Source organism: uncultured Campylobacter sp. (genome assembly GCF_938031315.1).
GTDB lineage: Bacteria > Campylobacterota > Campylobacteria > Campylobacterales > Campylobacteraceae > Campylobacter_B.
Genome location: NZ_CALHHT010000361.1, coordinates 1 through 19,229 on the forward strand (window position 1 = coordinate 1; position 19,229 = coordinate 19,229).

Below are 19,229 nucleotides of genomic sequence, written 5' to 3' on the forward strand. Positions count from 1 at the left end.
AACGACGGCTGGGATAGCGTTTTAGCTCGCAGTTTCGTGCGGTGCGTGAGGCGGTATTGATTTTATAAATTACAAAGGATAGATAAATGAGAAGGTATATGGTTATTTTAGCGTTATTTTTCGCGTTCTTAAATGCAGACGCCCTAAATGCGACTTGTTATAGAGATAATGATAAAAACGTAGTGATATGCGGCGAAAGCAAACTCGGTAAGCTAATGTGGCAGGATGATGAGCGGGTTTTTATCGGCGATTGGAAGCAAGCGAAGGAGCGCTGCGAGAGGCTAAATTTTGCAGCTTATTCAGACTGGCGGCTACCGAGTATAGATGAGCTGATAAGCATAACGGATAAAACTAAATTTAGCCCCGCTATAAATTCCGCTTTTAAATACGTAAAGTCCGATTTTTACTGGAGCTCTACAAAATTTGCCGACGGCTCCTCTCGGGCGTGGTTCGTGCATTTTAAAAATGGTTACGGAGACTGGAGCGGCATTTCCGATCGCCTCTTCGCACGGTGCGTTAGAAACGACTAATTCGGCGCCTCGCGCGACTAAAATTTGATTTTGCCTCATTAAATTTGGGGCTAGAATTTAACTAACTACCAAATTTTAGCGCGCCGCGTCAAAGCCTACGCGCTCAATCAAAATTTTATGGTAAATTTTAAAAGCTCGTCAAAATTTGACGCAAAATTAGGCGCCGAAAGCGATTGATTTAGCTTCGCACCTATGCGACAGCGCGCGTTTTAGTTAGGCAAGTCGCCGTTTATCATAGCCTTCTAGGCGAACTCTTTAGCGCGCATTTCGTGCCGTTTCGTTGAATTTAAAGCCTATGCTCGCGGGCGGAGCCTTGGAATTTTAACGAGCGAGGGGCTTCAATGGGCGCTTGAAATTTTAATTCGGGGCGATGATTTTGATTTCGTTCGCGCAAGATCCGCCAAAGTCCGCGCCGAAGGGATCGCGTACCGTAAAATAATGATCTATCGCGCCGCATCCGTGCCCGATCTGCTCACCCCAGCCCAGCGCCCTGCGCACGAAGCCCTTGGCATGGGCAACGGCTGCGGGCAGACTAAGCCCCGCCGCCAGTGCGCACGCGATCGCGCTTGAGAGCGTGCAGCCCGTGCCGTGAGTGTTACGCGTAGAAATTTTAGGCGCGGAAAACTCGTAAAATTTGCCGTTTTCGTATAAAATATCGACTGCGAAATTTCTCAAATCCTCGCCCTCGCCGCTCGGTTTAAAACCAGCGCCTAGGGAGGCTGCAGATAAATTTTGTTCAAAAGAAGGCTCTGCGCTCGTCGTTAAAATTTTGCATTCGCTAGTAAAATTTTCATCCGCGAAATCCGCGCTCTTCGTCGAACCCGCAGAATTTTCGCGTGCGCCATCTTCGCCCGTCTCACGCTGTGAAGCATTAAAATTTTGCGCCCCGTTCGTTTCCGCCGCGTCCGCTTCCGCCGCAATGCAAGTCGCGCCGCAAGTCGCGCCGCAAGCCGCGCTCGCGCCCGCCAGATCGCCGCCTTTAATCAAAATCGCGCCGCCGAAAAACTGCGAAATTTTAACCGCTGCGGCGCGCATATCGGTTAAACTTAAAATTTTCATTTCCGCTAAGACCTCGGCCTCGCGCACGTTAGGCGTGATGATCTCCGCGGCGGGAGCGAGCTTGTATTTTAACGCATGCAGCGCGCTTTGTTTCATCAAAACTCCGCCGCTAGTAGCGACCATCACGGGATCTAAGACGACGTTTTTCGCGCCGTGCTTGCTCAGGCTCTTTGCGATAGCCTCGGCAACCCCCTCATTGGAGATCATTCCGATTTTAACGGCGTCCGGAAAGATGTCACTAAAAATCGCATTGAGCTGCGCCTCCACAAAATGCGGCGGAACGTCCAGTACGCCGAATACGCCGCGCGAATTTTGCGCCGTAAGCGCCGTAATAGCGCTCATTGCAAACATCTTATGCGCGCTGATCGTTTTGATATCGGCCTGGATGCCCGCGCCGCCGCCGCTGTCCGAACCCGCGATAGTAAGAATTTTTCTCATAAAAAGCCTTTAAAATTTTAGCGCGATTATATCGAAATTCCGCTATAATTCCCCAGATATATTATTTTACGGGCTAAATTTAAGTTTTATTTATATAGTTTTTATTATAATTTATAATTTATTCGTAATAACTATTACAAATACAAAATTTTAACCCAATTAGAGGAAATTATATGAAAAAAGTCGCCAGTTTGATTTTCGCAGCGTTTTTGGTTTCGGGCTGCTCCTATTTTGAAAAAAAGGAGGAAAGCGGCGCAAAACAAAGCGGCGAGGCTTCTGCGCTACCGGTTGGCGTATTTATCGCCAAATCCGCCGATGTGCCGATAATTTTGAAATTTAACGGACAGACCGTGAGCGAGCTTGAGATAATGCTAAAGCCGCAGGTTTCGGGCACCATCGAAAAGCAGCTTTTCGAGCCGGGGCACAGCGTCAAAAAGGGCGACGTGCTCTACGAGATCGACCGCTCGCGCTACCAAGCGGCGTTTGACAGCGCAAACGCTACTCTTCAAAGCGCCTCGGCGGACTACAAAAGAGCCAAGGCGCTAAAAGCCGGCAACACGATCTCCCAAAAGGATTTCGACACCGCAAAGGCCGCGTTTATGGTGGCCGAAGCAAATTTTAAAAGCGCCAAGATCGATTTTGACCACTCGCTCGTGACCGCACCTTTTGACGGCATGGCGGGCGATACGCAAAAGGACGTGGGCGCGTACGTAAACGTGGGCGAGGATCTGGTGCGCCTTAGCAAATTTGATCCGATCGACGTGGAATTCGGCATCGCGGACGTCGACAGGCTAGAACTTGATGCAAATTTAAAAAACGGGCAGTGGAAGCAGCTGGGCCGTCAGGTAAGCATAAATCTCGGCGGCAAGGACTACAACGGCACGCTAAGCTTTATCGATAGCGTCATCAATACAAACACAGCGTCAGTCAGTGCTAAAGCTCAAATTCCAAATCCAAGCTTAGAAATTCGCCCAGGGGTTTTTACCAAAATAAGCGTCGATGGCTTTTATCAGAAAAACGGCTTTAAAATTCCGCAAGTTGCGCTCAAGCAAGATCTTAGCAACACCATAGTCTATGTCGTGCAAGACGGCAAGGTCGCTAAAAAAGTGGTCAAAATTTCGGCTCAAGATACCCGCACGGCGACGATCTCAAGCGGGCTGCAAGACGGCGATCAGATCATTTTGGATAATTTTAAAAAGATCAACGTGGGCTCCAAGGTAACTCCCGTACCCGCAAGCACCGATCCTTACGTAGCGGGGCAGCCTAACGAGCAACCGTCTCAGAGCAATGCGGAAAGCGGGAAATAATGTTTTCTAAATTTTTCATCAACCGCCCCGTTTTTGCCTGCGTCGTTTCGATAATCATCGTAATCGCGGGCGTTTTGGCTCTTAAAAATTCCTCCGTCGAGGAGTATCCGCAGCTCACGCCGCCGCAAATCGTCGTAAGCGCTACATATAGCGGCGCGGACGCGCAAACGATCGCCGACGTCGTCGCAGCCCCTCTTGAAAACGCAATCAACGGCGTTGAAAATATGATCTACATGGAAAGCTCAGCAAGCTCCTCCGGCGACGTTCGTATCAACGTATATTTTCAAATCGGCACAAATCCAGCAGATGCGAAAGTCAATGTAAACAACCGCGTCACGCCAGCTCTTACGCTACTTCCCGACGAAGTGCGCCGCTATGGCGTAACCGTCACCGAGCGCAGCAGTACGATGCTCGAAGTGCTTGCGTTTTACGATCCTAGCGAACAGATGGATGTCGTAGAGATGCAAAACTACGTAGCTATCAATGTCGTAGATGAGCTAAAGCGCGTACCGGGCGTCGGAGAGGCTCAGGCGCTAGGCACTAAAGACTATGCGATGAGGATCTGGGTAAAGCCCGAGCTGCTTAAGACGTTTAACGTTACGACCGCCGAGATAATCGCTGCGATAAGCGAGCAAAACAGCCAATACGCCGTAGGCAAGATGGGCGAGCAGCCGATGAACTTAGGCAATCCCTACGTTTATGCGATCAAGCCTGAGGGTCGTTTAAAAACCGTCGAAGAGTTTGAAAATATCATCATACGCGCGCAAAAAGATGGGAATTTCTTGCGCGTAAAAGATGTCGCCGAGGTCAAACTTGGCGGCGCAAGCTACAATATCTCGGCGAAATTTAACGGTAAAGAGATGGTGCCTGTGCTTATCTTTATGCAAAGTGGCGCCAACGCTCTAGCCGTAGTCGAAGCGGTAAATAAGCGCATAGACGAGCTTAAACCAAATTTCCCGGGTGAGCTGACCTACGACGTCGCCTACGATACGACTAGCTTCGTAAAAGTATCGATCGAAGAGGTCATTCATACTTTCATTGAAGCGTTAATACTCGTCATCGTAGTTATGTATATGTTCTTAGGCAATCTTAGAGCAACGATCATTCCGACGCTTGCTGCGCCTGTGTCAATCTGCGGCGCGTTTATCGGAATTTATGCCTTCGGATTTTCTATAAATTTAATTACCCTTTTTGCGCTTATTTTAGCTATCGGCATCGTCGTGGACGACGCCATTATCGTGATCGAAAACGTAGAGAGAATTTTACACGAAGAGCCGGATCTTAGCGTCAAAGAGGCCACCACAAAAGCGATGGGCGAGATCGTAGCGCCCGTCATCTCCATCGTGCTCGTACTTTCGGCGGTTTTCGTGCCGGTTGCGTTTATGGAGGGTTTTACCGGGGTTATGCAGAGGCAATTTGCTTTAACGCTCGTAGCCTCGGTATGTTTTTCAGGCTTCGTAGCCCTTACGCTAACGCCCGCACTTTGCGCTCTAATCTTGCAAAAAAAGGAATCTGAGCCTTTTTTCTTTATAAGATGGTTTAATAATCTTTTTAGCATCTCAACTAAAATTTACGCCGCGGGTGTCGGCATGGTTCTTCGCCACGTACTAATCAGCCTCGTTTTTGTAGGCATCATCATCTATGCGATGGTGAAGCTTCTTGTGCTCACTCCTAGCGGCCTGGTACCTAATGAGGACAAAGGCTCGATTATGGCGATGACTACGCTTCCGTCGGCATCTACTCTACCTAGGACGGAAGCCGATCAGGATTTCATCGCAAGCATCGCTAAAAAGTATCCAAACGTAAAAGATATAACCCAAATCACGGGATACGATATGCTAGCCGGAGCGCTCAGAGAAAACGCGGGAGCTTTTTTTATGAAGCTAAAAGACTGGAAAGATCGCCCGGGCGATGAAAATTCCAACTTCGCCTTAGCTGCCGCGCTAAACGGGCAGCTCTACGGCGCCGATCGCAACTCGATGACTTACGTCGTTACGCCGCCGCCTATTATGGGTCTTTCGCTTACGGGCGGATTTGAGCTCTACGCGCAAAGCACGACGGGCAAGAGCTACGATGAAATTCGCGCAGATATGGATCGCGTAACTGCCAAAGCCAATCAACACCCCGCTTTAAAGCTCGTGCGAACGACGCTGGATACCGATTTCCCGCAGTATAAGCTCTATATAGATAAAGAGAAGATAAAGATGCTAGGCGTTAAGATAGCCGACATTTTCACCGTGCTAAATTCCACCATCGGGCAGTATTACATCAACGACTTTAACCTCTTGGGTCGCACGTTTAAGGTCTATATCCGCGCTACGCAAAACTACAGAGACGATCCTAACGATCTAAAATCGCTCTACGTCCGCAGCGACAGCGGCGATCTGATCGCGTTAAATTCTTTAGTGAGACTTGAGCGCTCGCTGGGTCCTGATTCCGTTAATAGATTTAACGCCTTCCCGGCTGCGCAGATTATGGGCGAGCCAAATACGGGCTATACCTCGGGCCAGGCGATAGCGGCGATCCAAGAGGTCATAAAAGAGGAGCTTCCTAGCGGATATTCGATCGGCTGGGCGGGCTCTGCGTATCAAGAGGTCAGCGAGACGGGCAAGGGCGCGCAGGCATTCGTATTTGGAATGATCTTCGTGTTTTTGATCCTGGCGGCTCAATACGAAAGGTGGCTCATGCCGCTTGCCGTGCTTACCGCCGTGCCGTTTTCGGTATTCGGAGCGCTCGTGTTTACATATTTCCGCGGGCTGAATAACGACATATATTTTCAGATCGGTTTGCTGCTTCTAATCGGTCTGGCGGCGAAAAACGCGATTTTGATCGTGGAATTTGCGATGAACGAGCACCTAAACAACCACCGCCCTATCGCGGAAGCCGCCGTCGAGGCCGCTAAGATGAGGTTCCGCCCTATCGTGATGACGAGCCTTGCGTTCGGTCTGGGCGTGCTTCCGATGGTTATCGCTACCGGCGCGGGCGCTGCTAGCCGCCACGCGCTAGGAACCGGCGTCGTAGGCGGAATGCTCGCGGCATCTACGATCGCGATCTTTTTCGTGCCGCTATTTTTCTACCTGCTCGAAAGCTTCAACGCTTGGCTTGATAGACGCGGCAAAAAAGTCCAAACTAACGAGGTGAACGATGAAAATAAATAATGCTCTTTTAAGCGCCTTGACGCTTGGAATTTTACTTTGCGGCTGCAACTTCAAGCCCGTCACGCCGCAAAAACAGACCGGCTTTAAGGCGGATTACGCGAACACTAACGTTAGCACGCAGTGGTGGAAAAGCTTTAACGATCCGCAGCTAAACGCCCTGATCCAAAGCGCGCTGGAGCAAAATTCCGACTTGCAAACCGCACTGAATAACGTCGAGTATGCGCGCGTAAATTTAGGGCTAAGCAAGCTTGAGTACCTGCCGAATGTAAATTTAAGCGGCAGCGCGGTGCGCCAAAATAATTTCGGCAACCAGCCCGATCGCAACTCTCACGGCGCGTATCAGATCGGCGCCGTGCTAAGCTACGAGATCGATCTTTGGGGGCGCGTGCGCAACAGCGTAGATTCGGCGCGATCTCGATTTAATGCGACGAAATACGACTACGAAACCGCCAAAAACACGATTACTAGCACGGTTGCGACGACCTATTTTACGCTACTAGCGTTAAAGCAGCAGGAGAAAATTTTAAAAGACAGCCTAAAAAGCTATCAAGATACGCAAAACTACCGCAAAAAGCAGCTCGATGCGGGCGCGGTTAGCGAGATCGTATTTTATCAAGCCAAAGCTGCGGTGCAAAGTGCCGAGGCAAGCCTCATAAGCGTGCAAAATCAGCTCTCCGCAGCTCAAACTTCGCTAAATATCCTAACGGGCAAGAGCTACGATGAAATTTTACGCGGCGCGCCGCAGACCGCCGCGAAAATGCCTAGCGCGCCGCAGATCCCAAGCGGAATCCCAAGCGACGTGATCCTGCACCGCCCCGACGTCGCAAGCTCGCTCGAAAATCTGCGCTCAAGCAACTTCTTAGTGGGCGTCGCCAAGGCGGGCTACTTCCCTACCTTCTCGCTTACGGGCTCGGCGGGATACGCAAGCGGCGAGTTTGACAGGCTGTTTACCACAAGCGCGAGCACGTGGAATATCGGCGGCTCGCTCGTAGGGCCGCTGCTTGACTTCGGCCGCCAAAAAAGGCGCGTAGAGCTTGCAAATTTAGAGCAAAACGCGAGCTTCATCGCATACGACAAGGCGCTTAAAACCGCTCTCGGCGACGTTCGCGACGCGCTTATCGGCGTGCAAAACGCCAAACTAAGGCAGGCAAGCCTCGCCGATCTCGTCGCTTCGCAGAGCAAAATTTATTCAAACGCCTCAAGCAGGTATCAGGCGGGCTACAGCGATCATCTGGAGTTTTTGGATTCGCAGCGAAACCTGCTTAGCGCGCAGCTAAATAAAGTGCAGGCAGATCTTGACGTGCTAAGCGCGACGGTAAACGCCTACAAGGCGCTCGGCGGCGGCTTTAGCATAGAAGATAGCGAAATAAAGGCGCTTATCGGCGCGGAGAAGGACGTGCAGCCCGATATGTCCGCCTTCCCGAAGGATAGAATTTTTAATTAGCTTTAAATTTACGGGCGGCGCGAAATTTTAAAATATTCATAAATTTAGAGCGCTGCCCAGTTTTTACGGCGCAAGCGGATTTTGCAAGAGCTCTGCTTGCGCTTTTTAAATTTAGCCCTGCATCGGACGGCAGGTCTAAATTTAAAAAGTAATCCAAATTTTAAAATATCCGCAGCAAGGTAAAATCGCCGCTCGGCTAGGAAGCGTAAGGCGGCCGGGCTTAGTGGCGCGGCAGAATTCCAAGCGCTGCGGCGAAATTCCAAGCGTCGCGTTTTAAATTTGAAGACGAGCGGTTGCGCGCCGAAACGGAATTTGGCAAAATTTTAGATTTTCGCTATAATCGCGACTTTTAATTTAGATGGGTGTCCGAGCGGTTGAAGGAGCACGCCTGGAACGCGTGTAAAGTGCAAGCTTTCGAGGGTTCGAATCCCTTCCCATCTGCCACTACTTTAAAATTTCGTCCTCGCAAAACTCTAAAATTTCGCTTTTCAACTCGGCGAAAATTTTATAAATTTAAAGCCAAAATTCCACCCTTGCCGCAAATTTAACGATCAAAGATAAAAATTTCCTCCGCCGAAATCAAACCCGAAAGCCACCTAAATTCTATCTCTACGCCCGCCGTTTACCGATATTGCGCTAAAATTCCTTTTAAAATTTCACTTTGAAGGAGAGAAAAATGAGTGAAGAAAAAAGTTGCGCCTGTGCACACGCAAAATCCCAAAACGTAACCGACGCGCCCGGCAACAACACCGTGTTTATGATCTGGCGCTTTAACGCAGGCAAAACCGCCTGTAAAAAGGCTTTCGAGGGTCTTTGCGCTCTGGTGATAAATTTAAACAAAACCGCCGTTACGAGATTCGGCGCGGCTAGCGAAACAAGCTGTGTGCTGGGCGTGGGCTTTGAGGCGTGGAAAATGCTCGGCTTGCCGAAGCCTTTGCCGAAGGAATTAAAGAATTTCGAAGAGATTAAGGGCGATAAACACACTGCACCCGCCACCGGAGGCGATATTCATATCCACATCAGAGCGGCGAATCAAGCCGTTTGCTACGATATGGCAAGCGAGATCAGAGCCGCGCTAAAGGACGTTGCGACGTGCGAGGAGGAGATCTGCGGCTTTAAATACTACGACGGACGCGCTATCATCGGCTTTGTGGACGGCACCGAAAATCCCCAGGGCGCAGATCGCGACTTTTTCGCCAAGGTGGGCGACGAGGATGCCGCATACAAGGGCGGCAGCTATCTTTTCGTGCAAAAATATATCCACGATATGAGCGCGTGGAACGCCGCGGGCGTCGCCGAGCAGGAGCGCGTCATCGGGCGTAGCAAACAAAACGACATCGAGATGAGCGAGGAGATAAAACCTAGCAACTCGCACTCCGCCGCAGCCAACGTCGGCGACGACAAAAAGGTCGTGCGCGGCAATATGCCGTTTATGCAAGACGGCGAGACGGGAACCTACTTCATCGCCTACGCAAGCACCTTTAGCACGCTGGAGCTGATGCTTGAGAGTATGTTTATCGGCCGCCCGCGAGGCAACTACGACCGCCTGCTTGACTTCAGCACTGCAAAGACGGGCGCGCTCTTTTTCGCTCCGACCTTCGATATGCTACAGGCTTATAGCGCAGAGTAAATTTAGCTTTAAATTTAAAGGCACGCGATGTTTTGCGATCTAAGCCCGTATCAGAGCAGGCGCTGCAAAGAGATCATAGAGGGCAAAGTCAAAAATAGTGAAAACGTCAGGGGTCTGATAGAGTTCATAGACGCTAAATTTAAAACTCGAGCGATCAGCGCGTTTTACGGCGCGGGCAAGAACTCGGCGTGGCTTAAGATCGTGCTTCGCTTCGATAAAGACGCCGCAAAAATCACCGATAAAAAGTGCATCGAGCGCTACCTCGCCCGCACGCCGCTTTTCGAGAAACTAAACAGACTTAAGAATTTTTATATCTCGGTCGAGTCCTTCGAGTCACAGATCCGCACCGATCTGATCCAAGGCACGGTAGAGGAGCTGCTGCGAAACCGAAACGAGCTTTTAGCGCCGCTTAAAATTTGGTATATCGCGGCGGTGTCCGACGCGCCCGTAGTTTTTTATTTCACGAGGCAGGACGCGGCACGCCGCGAAGGTGGCGGAAAGATAGAGCGGCTGATAAGAAATTTTATAGAGAAAGCGCGAGACGCTAAATATCTGAGCCACATGGAATTTAAGCTGTTTTTTGACAGCAAGGAGTTCGTGGATCTTGAGTGCGGCGGAAATTTGTTCTATTATTTCAAATGAAATTTAACTAAGGGGCGAAAATGGATGCGAAGCTTTATCTAAACAAAGCAATAATGCAGCTCTCGCGAGGGCTTGAGGAGGGCGGCGTGCAGAGCCTAAAAGCAGCACTTGAGGGCGAAGGCGACGAGGTTAGCAAGACGCAAGCTCGCGTGATCTTAGGCGAATACTACGTGATGAAAGGGGATTTCGCGCAGGCTAAGGAATATCTAGGGCCCGTGGCGCAAGACGCCGAGCGACTGCGAGATCAATACGACGATCTGCTGGACGATGAAATTTGCAGAGCCGATATGCTTTTGGATATGATTGAGCGCTTCGGGTTTTTGGCGGAGTAAAACGGCTCGCGATATGCGGCGGCACAATAAGCGTCGCGGCGGCGATAAAATTTTAAGATCGGAGCGAAATGTCAGACTTACTCATTTGAAACTATAGCGCAAATGCTGCTAAAATGCGTAGCCGAGGGCGGAGAGCCCGAGCTTGGACTTCGCCTGCGCGGCGCGCAATACTTGATCATCGCCTACGCCGATCGCTGCTCGTTTCAAAGATGCGCGGACGAAGCTGGCGCAAATGCAAGCGGCGAGCGGTATTTCGCCACGCTGCGGGAACTTTACGCCGCGCCGCAGATAGACGGGCACTCGCTAAAAGAGCTCTGGAGCGAAGCGGACGATTTTTACTGCTTTGATTTCGAGCCGTGAGGCCTCGAAATTTCATGCGGCGATGCGGCAAGCGTACGCGGTACCGATACGCGGCGCCGATAAATTTCAACGAAATAAAATTTTAAAAGGACGCAAGCTGGCTCTGCTTGGGATTGCATCGCTAAGGCGTGCGGCGCGAACGGCAAATTTAGCGCCGCAAAACGCCCGAGCCGCTAGCGGTAAATTTTAAAACGGGAGCAAAAAATTTAATGAAAAATTTTAACGATGAGCCGCAAAAGTCGCAAAAGCTGCAGCAGTCGCAGCCTAGGCAAGATGCCGAGCGCCGAATTCCGCCGCAATTTGACAATAAATCCCTCCTCGTCAAAGACTACAACATAATAGTATTCTTTATTTATAACCTATTCTTCGCTCTCTTGGCGGTACCGGTGTTTCTGTATATAGGCGATATTTTTCCATACTATACGCCGTTTGTTTACGTAGCATTCGCCATCGTGTCCTATCTCAACAGCGCCCATACGCGCTTTGTTCATTTGACGAACAGGAGCATCAACTACGTCAATAAAGGCAAAATCACGAAATCTATAAAATTTGATGAAATATCGCTCATAAAGCTCACCGTCACGCCGCTATTCGGATATATCGTGCCCGCTAGAAATTCCGCAGGTATTGTGTTTTCGTTCATCGTGATAGCCGTCGCGTTTGCCGGATTTTTACAAAGCCTTAGAGGATTTATAATTTTTATTATGAGCCTGACGGCATTGGTTTTGCCGTTTTTCATCGCCAAACTGATTTTTTCAAAGATCACGAAGGGGAAATTTAGCTTTCGTGCGATCGATACTTTGATCATCTATGACGGCAGGGGCGAATTTATCAGTTTTATGATGAGCGGAGCGGATTTTGAAAGGGTTTGCTATTGTCTCTTAAATCATCGACATATTAGCCCGTCAAAATTTCAAAAGCAGTTTGTGATATTTCAATGAAAGAGCCTATTAAGCGATATCGGCGTTAAAATTTAGAAAGCCGTTTCAGCTCCTTAAATTGATTATGGCTTAAATTTAGGCGCAAATTTAATAATTTCGCGTGCATTAAAATTTTGCGGCACATATGTTAAATCATATGATGCGCACGCTAAAATTTTACAGCGCGCGATGCGGAATTTTAAGGAGCGCGGCGTGAAATTTGAAATCTCGCAAAATGCCGCAAATTTCAGAAAATTTCACGAAACTTTGCGGAGCCGTGGATTTCAAAAGCTCCGCAAATTTAGCTTACGCTACCACCGAATGCCCGCTTCCAGCCAAAACTGCCTGCCCGCCTCATAGACTAGATCGAGCGAGGTATCGCTGCTAAGCCTTGCTTTGTTGCGCTTATTTAGGACGTTGTAGATGTCTAAATTCGTAAAAAATTCCACCTCGCCCGCCATCTTTTTAGCGTATCCGATGCGCGCATCCCAGCTGTAGCTTTTGCCGAGATTTACCTTTTCGTATTTGTCGTATCTGGCGGGGTACTTGCCCGCAGGCGTCCTGCCGGTGCGAGCGATCGCTTCTTGCGAGCCTTTAAACGAGAGGAAATTATTCACGCTGATACCGTAGCTTGGAATTTTCGTGATGATATTTAGGCTCGCAGTCCAAGGCCTAGCGTAGTCCTGCGCCGGCAGCTCCGATAACCTCATCAGTCTGCCGTCGTATTCGACGATCTTTTCATCTTCAAGCGTTTCTCTATCAAGCGATATGTCGTAAAGGGTGTTGTTCGTCTTCATCTTGATGTGCTCAAAGCCCAGCTCAAAGCCGTTTAGCGTACCGAAAGCCTCATAATCCTCGATCGTCTTAACGCCGAAGGTTAAAATTTTATTTTCGCTTCTGCCGTCATTAGTAAAGGTTTGATAGTTGTTTTGGTAGTTCGGATTCGGCGCTAGACCTAGATCTCTTCGCGTAGATTTGATGATCTGATCCCTGCCCTTGCGGCTTACGTATTTGCTGAAAAACTCGAAATTCCCAAGCTTTTGCTTTGCCCCGAATACCAGCTCATCCTCATAAGGCACCTTTAGCTCGTTAAATTTAGTTAGAGACGGGTCTTTTGGCAGTTGCGTCCAGTTTTGAGTATAAGCATTGCGCGGGCGCGTGTAGGTAGTGGCGAGACCTTCTCGACCCTCTCTTAATTTGTAGGTAAAGAGATTGCGCCCGTAGTAGCGGTTTGCACCGAAGCTAATGATCGAATCGCCGTCGCCAAAAATATCGTAGTAGCTGTTAAATCTCGGCGCCGCAGTCGTTTGCTTCATATAATCGTCCCTATTTAATCTTACGCCCGGTCGCAAGGTAAGATCACCGATTTTTATCTCATCCTCTAGATAAACCGCCAAGCTCTTCATATCCACCTTGGTATTGCCCTTGTAATAGCTTTTTTGCGTAAAAAACTGACCGCTTCTACCGAACCTCGCAAAAGAATCGTCTATAGAGCAGAGCTCGTCATCCGGATCGCAAGCATTTACGCCCGCAGGTAGCGGTGCTATTCCGCTGGCGGTCATAAACTCCTTTTTTACGTTAAATTTAGCCTCTTGCTTTTTAAACTCAAAGCCTGTGATAAATCTATGCTTACTGCCGCCGAGATCAAATTCATTAAACTCCAGATCCGCGTTGTATGAAAGGCTCTTTTGAGTCTGATCAAGATCCCCAAAGCCGCCCTCTATCGCTGCGGTAGATAAAAATTTACTGCCCCAATTCTTTACGTTTGAGTATTGCCAAGCCCTGTAATATTCATTCTCCGCATCGCGAGAGCTCTCGAGCTTGCTGTAAGATAAAATTTGATTAAACCTAGCGAAATCGCCATCGTAGTCGGTTTTAAGCGCTAAATTTAAACCGCCCGATTTCATATCGGCGTAGGAGTCTTTGACGTGGTCGTTAAACATCTTGTTTCGCTCGGGCGCGTAGGTTACGCTAGGCGTGATAGTTAGGCGGTCGGTCGCATACCAGAGCGCCTTTAGGAAGTAGTTGTCTATATTTCGCCTCTGAATTCGCTCGGTGATGGTCGTATCAGCGTTGTATCTTCTGTCGTAGGCCTTGAGCGGAATTTTACTTCTAGTGTTGGTGTAGCCGAACATCAAGCCCAGATCCTCGGTAACGGTGCCTTCTAAATTTAATCTCGTGATCCACTTATCAAATCTCGGCTGATTTAGCGGCGTAGCGGAGTTTTCAAAGCTCTGTTCATCGCCGTAGATATGGTATCTAGTCCAACTATCTTCGGTGTGCTGCATCGAAAACTTGCCGTGAAAGCCCGCGCGCGGATCTCGCGTCTTAGCCTCCACTACGCCGCCGGTAAATCCGCCGTATTTGGCGGAGATGCCGCTATCGTGCACCTCGACGCTTCGTAAGAAATCGCTATCGATCGCCATACCTTGCGAGACGGAATTCATCGTATCAAACGCCGAAAAGCGCGTAGGATTGCCGCCCGGATTTCTAGCGGGATCAAGATCGTTATTCATATTCGCGCCGTCAAGCATAAAGTTGTTTTGCCAATACTTCGCGCCGTTGATACTGATATTTGCGGGGCTGATCTCGCCTAGCGTCGTGCTCTGGCGGTTTGTGGAGCTGAATTGCACATTTGGATTGGTACGCAAAAGCTGCACGAAGTCGCCGTTGCCGCTAGGCATCGACTCGATCATCGTCCTGCTTATTTTTTGCGTACCGCCATAGCTATCGCCGACGCTCGTCAGGCTAGAGTCAATGTTGCCGACAACTACTATTTCGGGAAATTTATAACTATTTGTCATCGCAGCCGAGCTTCGTACCTCCGAACTCTCTTTGGTAGCAACGCTTCTGGTTGCGTTATTTTCAGACGAATCCTGCGCGACGCTTAGGCCGCAAAGACACGCCGCGACTATTAAGGAGCGTGCAAGCCCCTCCCCGCAGCGATTTTGAGTGGATTTCTCGCCTTTTACGGAAGCGGAATAATTGCGGCCTGCGCCGCTTTTATATGGCTTACAGGCCCAAAAACCGACAATCATCTTTTCTCCTTTTTTGAAAATAAAAATTAAGACTGAGGAAATTTAGCCAATAATATTTTAAATTTCAATAAAAGTGATAACAATTATATAACTTATACAATCAATAGAAAAAATGTAACAAAATAGCGATATATCGGCGAGATAAATCTATTCCAAAATAAAATTTATCTAAAATCTATGCACGGTATAGATAGGTTTAATTGAGTTTTATTCTTAGGTATATTTTTAAAGCACGTAAATTTATGGCGCTGAAATTTGCCGTGCAAGCGCCGTTAAATTTAAACGCGACTAGTAAATTTAACGAGCAAAATTTAGATGCGCCGAGCCTGTTAAAATTTCGGCGCATTTATCCTCACGGTTTCATCGGTATCAAAAATATAGATCTGCGCCGCCTCCGCGATATCCTTCGGCGAGATGGAATTTACGATCGTTTCAAAGGTCTTAAAATCGGCAATCTCCTCATTCCAAAGCGCGTATTTTACGAGCGCGTCGTTCCAAAACTCGGGGCTTTCGCGAGCGATGCGAGCCGTGATGATCTGAGATTTTTTAAAATTTTCAAGATGCCGCGCTACGTCCGATCCGCCGCCTGCGATCTCTGCAAAAACTTCCCTGATTGCAGATAAAATTTGATCCGTGTTTTGCGGCGCGCAGGAAAACGAAATATGAAGGCTCGAGTGCTCGTACGGGATGCGGCTTAGACTCGAAGCGACCGAAAAGCCGTAAGTGCGCCCCTCATCCTCTCTGATACGCTCTCTAAGGGCCTCCTGAAGCACCGAAGCCAGGGCTGAAATTTTAATTGCATTTTCAAGCGAGTACGGAGCGGATCTGTTTATCGCGGTAAGCGCGACGTCGCTTCTAGGGGAGTTTTGATAGTTGCGCATAAAAACGTGCCGTCCGCTTAAGCTGCGAATTCCATCGTCTTTAAAATCCTCGCGCTCGCCGCGAGCAGGCAAGCTCGCCAGATACTTTTTTATGAGGGCTTCGGCGTCTTTTAACTCAAAATCGCCGCTAAGCACGAAAGTATAGGATGCGGCGTTGCTAAATTTATCATAGACGATCTTTTTTAGCTCCTCCGCGTTAAGCGCTTTGATCTGCGCGGCGCTTAGAGGGCGCATTCGCGCATTGCCGCCGTAAAAAAACTCGCTAAATTCCCTGCTAAATTTATATCCGGGCAGCTTCTCGTTTCGCGCAAGCTCGTCGAGCGATTTTATCTTTAAATTTTGCAGCGCCTTCTCGTCCGTGCGCGGAGAGCTAAGCTCCAAGTTTATCGCTTCCAGCAGCCATTTTAGATCCTGCGAGCCGCAGTTTCCGTAAAATCCGTGCGAGAATGCGGAGATATTTTTGCGGTAATTCACCTGCCGCCCGCTTAAAATTTGCGAAATTTCATAATTGTTAAACTCGCCCGCACCGCTTTCGTTTGCAAGCATTGCGGCAAAACTGCCGAGCCTCGGGTGCGCCAGATTGGACATTCCGCCTCTGCTTACCGCGGCGAACGAGATGAAATCCTTGCGCGTCTTAAGCGGCTTTAAGATCACGGTCGCGTTATTTTCAAGCAGGTAGGTATAAAATTTAAATCGCGGCTCAAAACTCTTGCTTAAAATTTTGCCCTCAGGCAGGTTTTTAGAAACCAAGCTACCCGGCAGCTTTTTATGCGCGGCATGCGTATTTATCGCCTTAGCGCCGCTTTGCAGCTTTTTAAATTTAGCCTCGTCCAGATTATATCCGGAGCCACTAAAGACGCTTGCGTGCACCTCGCCCAGATCCGTAAGGCGCCTAAATTCTAAATTTAGCTCCTCTAGGCTGATCTCGCGCAGCAGCTTTATGTCCAAATCACGCTGTTTTGCGGCGCTAGGCAGGACGGCTCCTGATTTTACGGCATGAAGAATCTCTCTTGCAAAAAACGCAGAATTTGCGCTTTTTTTGCGCTCAAAGGCGCTGTGCCGCGAGCTGATCAAAGCATCCTTTGCGAGGGCAAAATCGCGCGCATCAAAGCCGCTATCTCGCAAGCCTTTGATTAGCCCGAGCGCCTGCGAGATCGCGCCGTCAAAATCTCCGCCCAGAACGGCGATGTCGAAGTTATAAATCGTTTTTTGAAACTGCAAATTCGACCTGGAAAAATTAACGCGCAACAGCGCGCCCTCGCTAGCCTTCGCTCGTTCGTAAATCGTAGAAATAAGGCTTGAGATAAGCTCGCTTTTTAAAATTTTTCTCGCATTCGCCTCGCTGCTTGGGGGCGCAAATTCCTCCCAAAACGAAATTTTGACGGAATTTAGCGATGTTTCGTTCGTATCGTAATTGTAAATTTTCAAACCTTGCCTCGGCGGAATGCCCATATCCGGACGGGCGTAGGAGTTTGTATTTCTAAGAGGCGAAAAATTTTGCTTTAGCAGTTTTAAAATTTTATCCCTTTTGAAATCGCCCACGGCTATAAATTTCATAGATCTGGGCTGGTAAATTTTTTGATAAAGCTCCTTGATTCGCTGCGCGCTTACGGATTTTACGACCGCCATATCGCCGATCGGCGCACGATTAAAATACGCGCTGCCGCCATAAAGCTCCTCATCCATCCGCTCGTAAAGCCTTGCGATCGGCGTATCGCGACTACGCGCCTCCTCGATTATGACGCCTCTTTCTTTTACGAGCTCGAGCGGATTAAACTCCACTCCGTCCGCAATCGAAGCAAAAATTTTAAAAACGTCCTTTAAATTTTCTTCGCTAACGGCGATGTTAAGCGTGTAAATCGTGCTGTCGTAGCCCGTCTGCGCATTTACGTCGGCGCCGAATTTCACGCCCAGGCTCTGTAGCTTTTTGATAAGCTCGTTTTTGCTAAAATCGCGACTTCCGTTAAAGGACATATGCTCGATAAAGTGCACAAGCCCGCGCTCATTAGGGTCCTCGTCGATCGAGCCCGCATCCACGATCAGATAGAAAACGGCGGAATTTTTAGGCACGGAATTTTCTAAAATATAGTATTTAAGCCCGTTTGGCAGCGCCCCCCGCAGGACGGCTCCGTCCCACTCAAGCGCAAAAGCTCCCGCACAAAGCAGTAAAAATAGTAAAATTTTTCGCATTTAAGCCCTTTATTTTCTAGTAAAATTCGCTCGCAGATATTTTTGCAGACTTTTCTCTTTCGGCTTATCAATCTGCTCGCCTGGTCATTTTTGGATTTGCTCGCTTCGACCCGTTAGCCTGCGATATCTCTTAGATCCGCCTACTTTTAACCCGCCTGCTTGCTGCGCTAGTCCCGGTCTGATCGCGAGCGTATCGATTCTAGGCTTGCAATACGCGGCTTCCCTCGTTTATTTTATCGCCCAGAGGTACGCAGGCGCATTTGATCTTTATCTGCGCGGCGGCGCGCTCGCGCAAGATAAATTTTGAAATTTACTTGGACTCTGGCTAAATTTAAAAGCGCGAGTCGGTAAATTTTAAAATTTTACGCCAAGCGCGACGGACTGCTAAGCTTTGAAATTTCATGGCTAAATTTCGCAACAGAGCCCACACGCTTTCATAGCAAGACGGACGAACATTTAATTTTACATCGCCCTACTCTTACTGCGCGCTGTTTTAATACGGATCGATCAAAAAAATTGCCGATGTTTCATCCAAAATACAGCTACAATGCACTCGAGTTTAACACGAACCGACTAAAAGCTGCTCGGCATATTTTGACTCCTACCGCCGTATAACATTTTGGCGCTCCATCTTGGTGCGCGCACGAGCTGCCGCCTACGCCGCCTGCTACGAAATAAAATTTTAGCCTAAAGAGCATTAAATGAAAATTAGTATAAATAAAATGTGAAATTTTGAAGTTAAAATGGAATTTCGGATTAGATTAAAATGGCCGGGAGATAGGGATTCGAACCCCAGGAGGCTTTCACCTCAACGGTTTTCAAGACCGCCGCTTTCGACCGCTCAGCCATCTCCCGATTAAGGGCGGGTAGACCCCGCCGAAAGTTCGCGCAGATCAAGATCTACACGTGGAATTTATTCGGTTTTTTCTCCGACCCACTCGGCGCCGTTGTGAACCTTTTCTTTGGTCCATTGAGCCGCGTTGTGCGAATCCTCTTTTACGCCGTGCCAAGTATTAGAGCACCCGCTAAAAACCATCAATGCCAAAAGAGCCGCTAGTATGTATCTCATAATAACTCCTTTTTAGGATCTGGAGGCGACACCCGGATTCGAACCGGGGATCAAAGCTTTGCAGGCTCATGCCTTACCACTTGGCTATGTCGCCACGCCGGCTTATTAGGTGGTGCCCGGAGCCGGACTTGAACCGGCACGGAAAAAATTCCGAGGGATTTTAAGTCCCTTGCGTCTACCGATTCCGCCATCCGGGCACGTTTAATACAAAAACAGAATGTAAAATGGAGC

General features: G+C 48.8%; 14 protein-coding genes and 4 tRNA genes. 11 read left to right on the forward strand and 7 right to left on the reverse strand.

Features of this window, described 5'->3' with window-relative positions; genetic code table 11:
• Positions 1–86: 86 nt before the first annotated feature.
• Entirely contained in the window at positions 87–530 is a 444-nt protein-coding gene (locus tag Q0236_RS08620) for a DUF1566 domain-containing protein (protein ID WP_297916921.1), read from the forward strand.
• Between the two features lie 357 nt (positions 531–887).
• Here Q0236_RS08620 and thiD read toward each other — a convergent pair whose 3' ends face one another.
• Positions 888–2,027, reverse strand: coding sequence for a bifunctional hydroxymethylpyrimidine kinase/phosphomethylpyrimidine kinase (gene thiD / locus Q0236_RS08625; protein WP_297916923.1), 1,140 nt, complete (start codon positions 2,025–2,027; stop codon positions 888–890).
• Between the two features lie 173 nt (positions 2,028–2,200).
• Here thiD and Q0236_RS08630 point away from each other — a divergent pair, with 173 nt between their 5' ends.
• The 10 genes from Q0236_RS08630 (at position 2,201) to Q0236_RS08675 (ending at position 11,841) form a co-directional block, all read left to right on the forward strand.
• Positions 2,201–3,334: an efflux RND transporter periplasmic adaptor subunit gene (locus Q0236_RS08630; RefSeq protein ID WP_297916925.1), complete on the forward strand. Its 1,134-nt coding sequence runs from the start codon at positions 2,201–2,203 to the stop codon at positions 3,332–3,334.
• A complete protein-coding gene (locus Q0236_RS08635; protein ID WP_297916926.1) occupies positions 3,334–6,492 on the forward strand; it encodes an efflux RND transporter permease subunit in 3,159 nt (1,052 codons plus the stop codon). Before Q0236_RS08630 ends, Q0236_RS08635 begins: the two co-directional genes overlap by 1 nt.
• The gene (locus tag Q0236_RS08640; protein WP_297916927.1) at positions 6,479–7,936 is read left to right on the forward strand and encodes an efflux transporter outer membrane subunit; all 1,458 of its coding nucleotides are present in this window, start codon (positions 6,479–6,481) and stop codon (positions 7,934–7,936) included. The genes Q0236_RS08635 and Q0236_RS08640 overlap by 14 nt, the downstream gene beginning before the upstream one ends.
• Before the next feature lie 356 nt (positions 7,937–8,292).
• A tRNA-Ser gene (locus tag Q0236_RS08645) sits at positions 8,293–8,380 on the forward strand.
• Positions 8,381–8,612: 232 nt separating this feature from the next.
• Positions 8,613–9,566 (forward strand): Dyp-type peroxidase, encoded by a 954-nt coding sequence (locus Q0236_RS08650; protein ID WP_297916928.1) that lies wholly within the window; start codon positions 8,613–8,615, stop codon positions 9,564–9,566.
• A 27-nt stretch (positions 9,567–9,593) separates the two neighbouring features.
• Positions 9,594–10,208: a hypothetical protein gene (locus Q0236_RS08655; protein WP_297916929.1), complete on the forward strand. Its 615-nt coding sequence runs from the start codon at positions 9,594–9,596 to the stop codon at positions 10,206–10,208.
• Between the two features lie 20 nt (positions 10,209–10,228).
• Positions 10,229–10,540, forward strand: coding sequence for a hypothetical protein (locus tag Q0236_RS08660; protein ID WP_295150236.1), 312 nt, complete (start codon positions 10,229–10,231; stop codon positions 10,538–10,540).
• 102 nt (positions 10,541–10,642) lie between these two features.
• Positions 10,643–10,900 (forward strand): hypothetical protein, encoded by a 258-nt coding sequence (locus tag Q0236_RS08665; protein WP_297916931.1) that lies wholly within the window; start codon positions 10,643–10,645, stop codon positions 10,898–10,900.
• Between the two features lie 22 nt (positions 10,901–10,922).
• Positions 10,923–11,090, forward strand: a complete 168-nt coding sequence (locus Q0236_RS08670) for a hypothetical protein (protein WP_297916933.1) — start codon at positions 10,923–10,925, stop codon at positions 11,088–11,090.
• A gap of 19 nt (positions 11,091–11,109) precedes the next feature.
• A complete protein-coding gene (locus Q0236_RS08675) occupies positions 11,110–11,841 on the forward strand; it encodes a hypothetical protein (RefSeq protein ID WP_297916935.1) in 732 nt (243 codons plus the stop codon).
• A 290-nt stretch (positions 11,842–12,131) separates the two neighbouring features.
• On the opposite strand, the gene Q0236_RS08680 is transcribed toward Q0236_RS08675, so the two are convergent.
• The 6 genes from Q0236_RS08680 to Q0236_RS08705 all read right to left on the reverse strand — a co-directional run bounded on the left by Q0236_RS08680 (position 12,132) and on the right by Q0236_RS08705 (position 19,195).
• On the reverse strand, positions 12,132–14,858 hold the full coding sequence (locus Q0236_RS08680; RefSeq protein ID WP_297916937.1) for a TonB-dependent siderophore receptor: 2,727 nt from the start codon (positions 14,856–14,858) through the stop codon (positions 12,132–12,134).
• 329 nt (positions 14,859–15,187) lie between these two features.
• The gene (locus tag Q0236_RS08685) at positions 15,188–17,929 is read right to left on the reverse strand and encodes an insulinase family protein (protein ID WP_297916939.1); all 2,742 of its coding nucleotides are present in this window, start codon (positions 17,927–17,929) and stop codon (positions 15,188–15,190) included.
• Positions 17,930–18,696: 767 nt separating this feature from the next.
• A tRNA-Ser gene (locus Q0236_RS08690) sits at positions 18,697–18,784 on the reverse strand.
• Between the two features lie 58 nt (positions 18,785–18,842).
• Entirely contained in the window at positions 18,843–18,998 is a 156-nt protein-coding gene (locus Q0236_RS08695; RefSeq protein WP_177387338.1) for a hypothetical protein, read from the reverse strand.
• A gap of 20 nt (positions 18,999–19,018) precedes the next feature.
• Positions 19,019–19,092 (reverse strand) — tRNA-Cys (locus Q0236_RS08700).
• Between the two features lie 16 nt (positions 19,093–19,108).
• A tRNA-Leu gene (locus Q0236_RS08705) sits at positions 19,109–19,195 on the reverse strand.
• Positions 19,196–19,229: the final 34 nt, after the last annotated feature.

Excerpts from the sequence above, each read along its gene's own strand:
- Q0236_RS08660 (WP_295150236.1), top strand. The coding sequence starts at position 10,229 with ATGGATGCGAAGCTTTATCTAAACAAAGCAATAATGCAGCTCTCGCGA.
- Q0236_RS08650 (WP_297916928.1), top strand. The coding sequence starts at position 8,613 with ATGAGTGAAGAAAAAAGTTGCGCCTGTGCACACGCAAAATCCCAAAAC.
- Q0236_RS08640 (WP_297916927.1), top strand. The coding sequence starts at position 6,479 with ATGAAAATAAATAATGCTCTTTTAAGCGCCTTGACGCTTGGAATTTTA.
- Q0236_RS08695 (WP_177387338.1), bottom strand. The coding sequence starts at position 18,998 with ATGAGATACATACTAGCGGCTCTTTTGGCATTGATGGTTTTTAGCGGG.
- Q0236_RS08680 (WP_297916937.1), bottom strand. The coding sequence starts at position 14,858 with ATGATTGTCGGTTTTTGGGCCTGTAAGCCATATAAAAGCGGCGCAGGC.
- Q0236_RS08620 (WP_297916921.1), top strand. The coding sequence starts at position 87 with ATGAGAAGGTATATGGTTATTTTAGCGTTATTTTTCGCGTTCTTAAAT.
- Q0236_RS08675 (WP_297916935.1), top strand. The coding sequence starts at position 11,110 with ATGAAAAATTTTAACGATGAGCCGCAAAAGTCGCAAAAGCTGCAGCAG.
- Q0236_RS08630 (WP_297916925.1), top strand. The coding sequence starts at position 2,201 with ATGAAAAAAGTCGCCAGTTTGATTTTCGCAGCGTTTTTGGTTTCGGGC.
- Q0236_RS08665 (WP_297916931.1), top strand. The coding sequence starts at position 10,643 with ATGCTGCTAAAATGCGTAGCCGAGGGCGGAGAGCCCGAGCTTGGACTT.
- Q0236_RS08655 (WP_297916929.1), top strand. The coding sequence starts at position 9,594 with ATGTTTTGCGATCTAAGCCCGTATCAGAGCAGGCGCTGCAAAGAGATC.
- Q0236_RS08670 (WP_297916933.1), top strand. The coding sequence starts at position 10,923 with ATGCGGCAAGCGTACGCGGTACCGATACGCGGCGCCGATAAATTTCAA.
- Q0236_RS08685 (WP_297916939.1), bottom strand. The coding sequence starts at position 17,929 with ATGCGAAAAATTTTACTATTTTTACTGCTTTGTGCGGGAGCTTTTGCG.
- thiD (WP_297916923.1), bottom strand. The coding sequence starts at position 2,027 with ATGAGAAAAATTCTTACTATCGCGGGTTCGGACAGCGGCGGCGGCGCG.
- Q0236_RS08635 (WP_297916926.1), top strand. The coding sequence starts at position 3,334 with ATGTTTTCTAAATTTTTCATCAACCGCCCCGTTTTTGCCTGCGTCGTT.